This window comes from Mycetohabitans sp. B2, from assembly GCF_021733735.1.
Lineage (GTDB): Bacteria > Pseudomonadota > Gammaproteobacteria > Burkholderiales > Burkholderiaceae > Mycetohabitans > Mycetohabitans rhizoxinica.
The window spans coordinates 25,176-31,495 of record NZ_JAHKSP010000018.1 but is presented as its reverse complement, the minus strand read 5'-3'; the positions used below and the strand labels follow the sequence as shown (position 1 = coordinate 31,495).

General features: G+C 62.4%; 8 protein-coding genes. All 8 read left to right on the top strand.

All coding sequences use genetic code 11. The features are described from left to right. On the top strand, window positions 1-770 hold a 770-nt coding region (locus KPG66_RS04295), incomplete at its 5' end, for a baseplate J/gp47 family protein (protein WP_237070109.1). Continuing rightward, the gene (locus KPG66_RS04290) at window positions 763-1,305 is read left to right on the top strand and encodes a phage tail protein I (RefSeq protein ID WP_237070108.1); all 543 of its coding nucleotides are present in this window, start codon (window positions 763-765) and stop codon (window positions 1,303-1,305) included. The genes KPG66_RS04295 and KPG66_RS04290, both read left to right, overlap by 8 nt. A gap of 1 nt (window position 1,306) precedes the next feature. Then, entirely contained in the window at window positions 1,307-3,268 is a 1,962-nt protein-coding gene (locus KPG66_RS04285; protein ID WP_237070107.1) for a hypothetical protein, read from the top strand. 21 nt (window positions 3,269-3,289) lie between these two features. After that, entirely contained in the window at window positions 3,290-4,030 is a 741-nt protein-coding gene (locus KPG66_RS04280) for a tail fiber assembly protein (RefSeq protein WP_237070106.1), read from the top strand. A 37-nt stretch (window positions 4,031-4,067) separates the two neighbouring features. Further along, complete coding sequence (locus KPG66_RS04275; protein ID WP_237070105.1) at window positions 4,068-5,240, top strand: phage tail sheath protein; 1,173 nt, start codon at window positions 4,068-4,070, stop codon at window positions 5,238-5,240. 15 nt (window positions 5,241-5,255) lie between these two features. Further along, the gene (locus KPG66_RS04270; protein WP_237070104.1) at window positions 5,256-5,765 is read left to right on the top strand and encodes a phage major tail tube protein; all 510 of its coding nucleotides are present in this window, start codon (window positions 5,256-5,258) and stop codon (window positions 5,763-5,765) included. Between the two features lie 60 nt (window positions 5,766-5,825). After that, window positions 5,826-6,197 carry a phage tail assembly protein gene (locus tag KPG66_RS04265; protein WP_237070103.1) on the top strand — a complete coding sequence of 124 codons (372 nt, stop codon included), beginning with the start codon at window positions 5,826-5,828 and terminating at the stop codon, window positions 6,195-6,197. An 8-nt stretch (window positions 6,198-6,205) separates the two neighbouring features. Continuing rightward, the gene (locus KPG66_RS04260) at window positions 6,206-6,319 is read left to right on the top strand and encodes a GpE family phage tail protein (RefSeq protein ID WP_076785735.1); all 114 of its coding nucleotides are present in this window, start codon (window positions 6,206-6,208) and stop codon (window positions 6,317-6,319) included. The last annotated feature ends 1 nt before the right edge of the window (window position 6,320 follow it).

The window sequence follows — 6,320 nt, the reverse complement described above, 5'->3', positions numbered from 1 at the left end:
CTGCAACGCTCGCACTCGAGTCCGAGCCGATGGTCAAGCTTTTGCAGGAAAGCGCGTACCGGGAACTGGTACTGCGTCAGCGCGTGAACGATGCGGCGCGCGCGCTGCTGCTCGCGTATGCGACCGGTGCCACGTTAGACCACTTGGGTGCACTGTTCGATGTCAAGCGGCTGCTTATTTCTGCCGGCGACCCTCAAGCCGGTCGCGATCCGGTGTATGAGGACTGCGACGATTACCGCGAGCGTATCCAACTTGCACCGCGCGGTTTTTCAGTGGCCGGCCCGCTTGATGCGTACGTTTTCCACGCACGCTCGGCCGATGGCCGCGTGCTGTCAGCCGACGCATACAGCCCGTCGCCGTGCGTGATGGTCGTCACCATTCTGTCGCGCGAAGGCGACGGCACGGCCAGCGATGAGCTACTTACCGTCGTGCGCGAAGCGCTCGAGAAGAAGCGCCCGCAAACGGACGAAGTAATCGTGCGCAGCGCCAAGATTGTCCCCTACACGATTCGTGCCACGCTGAAGTTTTTCAGCGGACCGGACCGCGCGGTGGCGTTGGCTGAAGCGAATCGGTGCACCACGCAATTCGCGCGTGATATGCATCGCATCGGCCGTGAGGTCACGAAAGATGGGTTGTATGCGTCGATGCGGGTGGCCGGCGTGCAGAAAGTGTTACTCGACACCCCCGCTGACGGCGTACCAGTGGCCCGCGATGAAGCAGCCTATTGCACCGGCATCGAGCTCATCGACGGTGGGGTAGCCAATGAGTGAGCTGCTGCCACCGAACGCGACGCAACTTGAGCGGCGTCTTGCCACAACGAATGCGCGCATCTCGGACATCACAGTGCCACTGGACACGCTGATGAACGCCGACGCGGTGCCGCTTGCGTTACTGCCGTGGCTGGCTTGGCACCTGGGTGTCGACACGTGGAAGGACTACTGGCCCGAATCGGTCAAACGCGCGCGCGTGCACGCTGCGATTCACATCGCTCGCCACAAAGGCACGGCCGAAGCGGTGCGGCAAGTATGCGCGTCGTTTGGCGCGCATGTCGCGATGCGTGAATGGTTCGAGCAGACACCGCGGGGCAAGCCCGGCACGTTCGAGATTGTCGTGACCGTGGGCGAGCGTGGCGACCTTCCCTGCACAGCGCAGTACGTGGCCGACATCATCGCCGAAGTGGATCGCGTCAAGCGCGGCAGCGCGCACTACACGTTCACGCAGCACACGGTGCGCGCCGGCACCGTGGGCGTGGTCGCAGCGACCCGCATTGGGCTGTACCGGCATCTTTTTCTCTCGGATGTTTGACATGGCAGGCACGCTTATTACCGTCGCCGACGCGTTTCGCGCCGCGCTGATCGCGCCCGGTCACACGGGCACCACTGCACACCGGGTTACGCACATTGGCTTGTGCACCGCGTCGTTTGATGCGTCGAACCGGTCACTGACGCAATTGCCCTATGAACTGAAGCGTATTGATACGTTTGGCGGGCAACCGATCGATGCGACGACGATCCACATCACGATGCACGACGACTCGCCCGATCAGTATGCGCTGTACGGGTTCGGGCTCTACCTGGAGAATGGCACGCTCGCCGCGTATTACAGTCAACCGGTCGGGCACGGCCCGATCATGGAAAAGTCCGCGGCCGCCACGCTGCTGCTCTCGACCGATATCCGCTTCGTGACGATCGACGCGGCCACGCTCGAGTTTGGACCGACGTCATTCTTAAACCCGCCAGCGACGACTGACGCGCGCGGGGTTGTCGAACTTGCGACACAGGCCGAGGTCAACGCCGGCCAAGACGACTCGAGGGTGCTCACGCCGCGCACCGCCGCGCGTCGCTACGCCCCGCGCGATTGGGTGCTCACGCATGCGCTGCCATTGCGCGGGAAGCTTGATGCGCACGCGGACTTGAACACGCTCGTCGCCTCGGGCATCTATCACCAAGCGTATCAGGCCGGACACGCGGCGGCCTCCTTAAACTATCCCGTCCCGATGCCAGGCCGGCTGCAAGTGTATGCGGCCGGACGCACCGTGTACCAAACCTATTCGCTGTTTAACAGCAGTGTGCATTACACGCGCGTGCGCTACAACGGCGTATGGAGCCCATGGCGACGCCTATTGGATGATGCTTCTGACGTGCTGGTCAGCGGCATCGGCGCGTTTTATGGCACGCTCACCGATCTGCCTGCACCGCGCGCGGGCGTGATAGTAGGCGCGAACAGCGGGGGACGCATTGCCTTTCACTGCCCGCACGCGCCGGCGGACCAACAGGTCTGGGATGTGAAGACGAGCACCAATGCGTTCGACGCGCGCCTACTTGATGACGCCGGGGCCACAATCCGCCCTTGGCTAACGGTCAATCGTACGGGCACGAGCGTCACGACGGTGCAGCTTGCGCGCAGCGGCGGACGCGTGTTGATCGGCGAAGGCGCCACCGACGACGGGGCGAGCACGCTGCAAGTGGCCGGTATGGCGACCGCCGCCACACCTGCCGTCGGAGATGTGTCGCGCAAGCTCGCGACGACACAGTTTGTTGCCAACGCGATCCGTGAGGCGTCCATCGGTCAAATCATCATCGAGGCGCGCACCACCGTGCGGGCAGGCTGCCTGAAACTGGCGGGCGTGCTCATTCGCCGCGACGATTATCCAGAACTGTGGGCCTATGCGCAGTTCTGCGGTGAACTCGTATCCGAGGAAGCCTGGCCCGATCACCCGGGATGCTTTTCGAGGGGAGACGGTAAGACGACGTTTCGGATCCCCGAGGTGCGCGGCGAGCACCTACGCTTTTGGGATGATGGGCGCGGCATGGATCCAGGCCGGCACCTTGGCACGGGGCAGGACAGTCAGAACCGCCGACACGCCCACATGGCAAAAGCCACGTGGGCTGGCGAACATCACCATACGGGAACAACCGATGAACAGGGCCATCACCAGCATGGCGGTCATGCCCACCCTGTGGAAGATCACCAACACATTTCGCCGTGGGGTGAAAACCACCCTTGGTATACCCCCCCCTGGGGACATCATGGCGGCAATAATCTAATCGGCTCAGGCCGTACCGACGGCGACAACGTATGGGGCATGACCAGCTGGAACGGCGCGCATGGCCACGGTTTGCAGATCGACCCCGCAGGTCTGCACCGCCATACCGTGCACCTCGACGCAGACGGCGGGCACACTCATGGCGTGATCATTAATCACGACGGCGGCAGGGAAGCGCGCCCGCGCAACATCGCGCTGCTCGCGATGATCCGCGCCTACTAATTGCGATAAAGGTCACTTCCTATGCTGATCCACCAATACGACCACCAAACCGGCCAATACGTCAGCAGCCGCCTGGCTGACCCGGACCCGATCAATCCAACCCGTTGGCTCATCCCGTCTTGCTGCACCGACGTGCCCCTGCCCGAGCGCCAGCGCAATCAATGGCCATTTTTCCGCGACGGCGCATGGGTGCTGCTGCCCGACTTTCGCGGCCAGCGCCTGTTCCGCAAAGTCAATGGCGCAGCGGCAGAAATCCTTGCTCCGGGCATCACCGCCGACGATGCAGGGCTGACGCCCATCCCGTGTCCCGGTGACGAGTACGTGTGGACAGACGACGGCTGGCAGATCGATCCGCGCATCGTCGCGCAGCGCGAGCGCGACGCGGCGATGCACGAATTCGACCGGCGCATGAGTGAGGCGCAGGCGGCCAACGCGGGCAAAGCCGATGCGTATGCAGCGGGCTTGCTATCCGACGAGCAGGTAGCGCTTTTTAAGGCGTGGAGCCATTACCAGATGGAGCTTGTACGCGTCGTGAATGCCGCCGACTTTCCGACCCGCGTCCAATGGCCGTCGCCCCCGGATGAGCAGGCCATTGTCACCAAAGCGCTATCGAAGCGCGTGCTCTCGCAGGTGCACGAGCAAAAAGCACATCGCGCGTCACGCTACGCCGTGCAACACGCCGATGATGCGTCGCTTGACGAGCCGGTGCCCGAACTCGATACGGATAACACGTCCTCGTCTGCCTCATCCGACATTGAATAGCCCTACCCCGTTACCTGCCACCGAAGGAGTGTTTAATATGCCGCAGGACTACCACCACGGCGTGCGCGTCATTGAGATCAACGCAGGCACGCGCCCGATTCGCAGTATTTCGACGGCTATCGTCGGCGTTGTCGCTACCGCCGACGATGCCAATGCAACGACGTTTCCACTCGACACACCGGTGCTCGTCACCAATGTCGTGTCGGCGCTGGCCCAAGCCGGCGAATGCGGCACGCTACGCAAGACGCTCATCGCAATCAGCCAGCAAACCCAGCCCATCACGATCGTCGTGCGGGTGGCCGAAGGCGACGACGAAGCAGAAACCACCAGCAACGTGATCGGCACGGTAACCGACGACGGCCAGTACACCGGCATGAAGGCACTGCTCGCCGCGCAAGCGAAGTTTGGCGTCCAGCCACGCATATTGGCTGCACCGGGGCTAGACACCGCACCGGTCGCAGCGGCCTTGGGCTCAATCGCGCAGGCGCTGCGCGGCTTTGCGTATGTATCGGCTCACGGATGCAAGAGCAAAGAAGAAGCGGTGGCGTACCGTCGCCAATTGAGTCAGCGCGAGTTGATGGTGATCTGGCCAGACTTCCTGGCCTGGGACAACACAGTGAACGCCACGGTCATGGTCCCAGCCCCCGCCTATGCGGCCGGACTGCGCGCAAAGATTGACAACGATATCGGCTGGCACAAGACGCTGTCCAACGTCGCCGTCAATGGCGTCACCGGCATTAGTCAGGACGTGTTTTGGGATTTGCAGGATCCGGCGACCGACGCCGGCTACCTGAACGAGCACGAGGTCACCACGCTGATCAACCGCAACGGGTTCCGGTTCTGGGGCTCGCGCACGTGCTCGGACGATCCGCTGTTCGCATTCGAGAACTACACGCGCACCGCGCAAGTGGTCAAAGACTCGATTGCTCAAGCGCAGATGCCGGTGATCGATGGCCCGCTCAATCCATCGTTGCCGCGCGACATGATCGAGAGCATCAACGGCTGGTTCCGCGCGCAGCGCGCCGCCGGCTATCTGGTGGGCGGCACATCCTGGTTCGATTCCGAGCCGAACACGGCCGATGTGCTCAAGGCCGGCAAAGCGTACATCGACTACGACTACACGCCAGTGCCACCGCTGGAGAACCTCATGCTGCGCCAGCGCATCACCGACCGGTATCTAGCCGACTTTGCCGCGCGCGTGGCAGCCTAATAGGAGAGATCGACGATGGGAATGCCCCGAAAACTTAAAGGCTTTAACCTCTTTCACAACGGCACGAACTTTGTGGGCCAAGTGGAAGAAATCACGCTACCTAAACTCAAGCGCAAGATGGAGCCGTGGCAAGGCAGCGGCATGAGCGGCCCGGTCAAGATCGACTTTGGCAATGAAGAGATCCAGCTCGAATGGACCTGCGGCGGCTTGATGGTCGAAGTGCTCGAACAGTACGGCGCGATGCAGCACGACGGCGTGCTGCTGCGCTTTGCAGGCGGCTATCAACGCGAGGACAGCGCGGACTACGACGCGGTCGAAGTTGTCGTCAAGGGGCGTCACGAGGAAATCGACTTTGGCAGCGCAAAGGCCAAGGAAGACACCAAATTTAAGGTGACGACCAACGGGAGCTACTACAAGCTATCCGTGAACGGGCGCGAGCTTATCGAGCTGGATTTCATCAACATGGCCGAGCGCATCAACGGTATTGACCTGGCAAGCGGGCTGAGTAAAGCGATCGGCCTATAACACACAGCCCACGCTGCGCGTGGGCCACTCATTCGACTTCACCACCGACTCGACGCAATCATGACCCAAATCGACACCACGAACACCGAGACGAACACGACCAAACTTGAGACGAACACCACCGAGCTTGAGGCGAGCGCGCAGAACACGCACACCTTTGACACGCCGATCCTGCGCGGCGAACACAGCATCACGCAGGTCACCCTACACAAGCCGACGGCCGGCGCACTGCGCGGCACGGCGCTCACCGCGCTCGTGAATCTGGACGTCGACGCGTTGCGCAAGGTGCTGCCGCGCATTAGCACGCCGACGTTGACCGAAATGGACGTGGTTAATATGGACCCAGCCGACCTTGTGGCGCTTGGGGGGATGTTCGCAGGTTTTTTAATGCCCAAGGCGCTGAAAGCGAGCATGGAATCGCCGAGCGCGTAGAAGACGCGATGGCCGACATCGCGACAGTCTTTGGTTGGGCGCCGCGCGACATGGACGGCTTGAGCCTTGCCGAGTTGATGGACTGGCGCGAGCGCGCCCGGATACGTAGCCAACACCCGTGAC

Excerpts from the sequence above, each read along its gene's own strand:
- KPG66_RS04290 (WP_237070108.1), top strand. The coding sequence starts at position 763 with ATGAGTGAGCTGCTGCCACCGAACGCGACGCAACTTGAGCGGCGTCTT.
- KPG66_RS04285 (WP_237070107.1), top strand. The coding sequence starts at position 1,307 with ATGGCAGGCACGCTTATTACCGTCGCCGACGCGTTTCGCGCCGCGCTG.
- KPG66_RS04280 (WP_237070106.1), top strand. The coding sequence starts at position 3,290 with ATGCTGATCCACCAATACGACCACCAAACCGGCCAATACGTCAGCAGC.
- KPG66_RS04275 (WP_237070105.1), top strand. The coding sequence starts at position 4,068 with ATGCCGCAGGACTACCACCACGGCGTGCGCGTCATTGAGATCAACGCA.
- KPG66_RS04270 (WP_237070104.1), top strand. The coding sequence starts at position 5,256 with ATGGGAATGCCCCGAAAACTTAAAGGCTTTAACCTCTTTCACAACGGC.
- KPG66_RS04265 (WP_237070103.1), top strand. The coding sequence starts at position 5,826 with ATGACCCAAATCGACACCACGAACACCGAGACGAACACGACCAAACTT.
- KPG66_RS04260 (WP_076785735.1), top strand. The coding sequence starts at position 6,206 with ATGGCCGACATCGCGACAGTCTTTGGTTGGGCGCCGCGCGACATGGAC.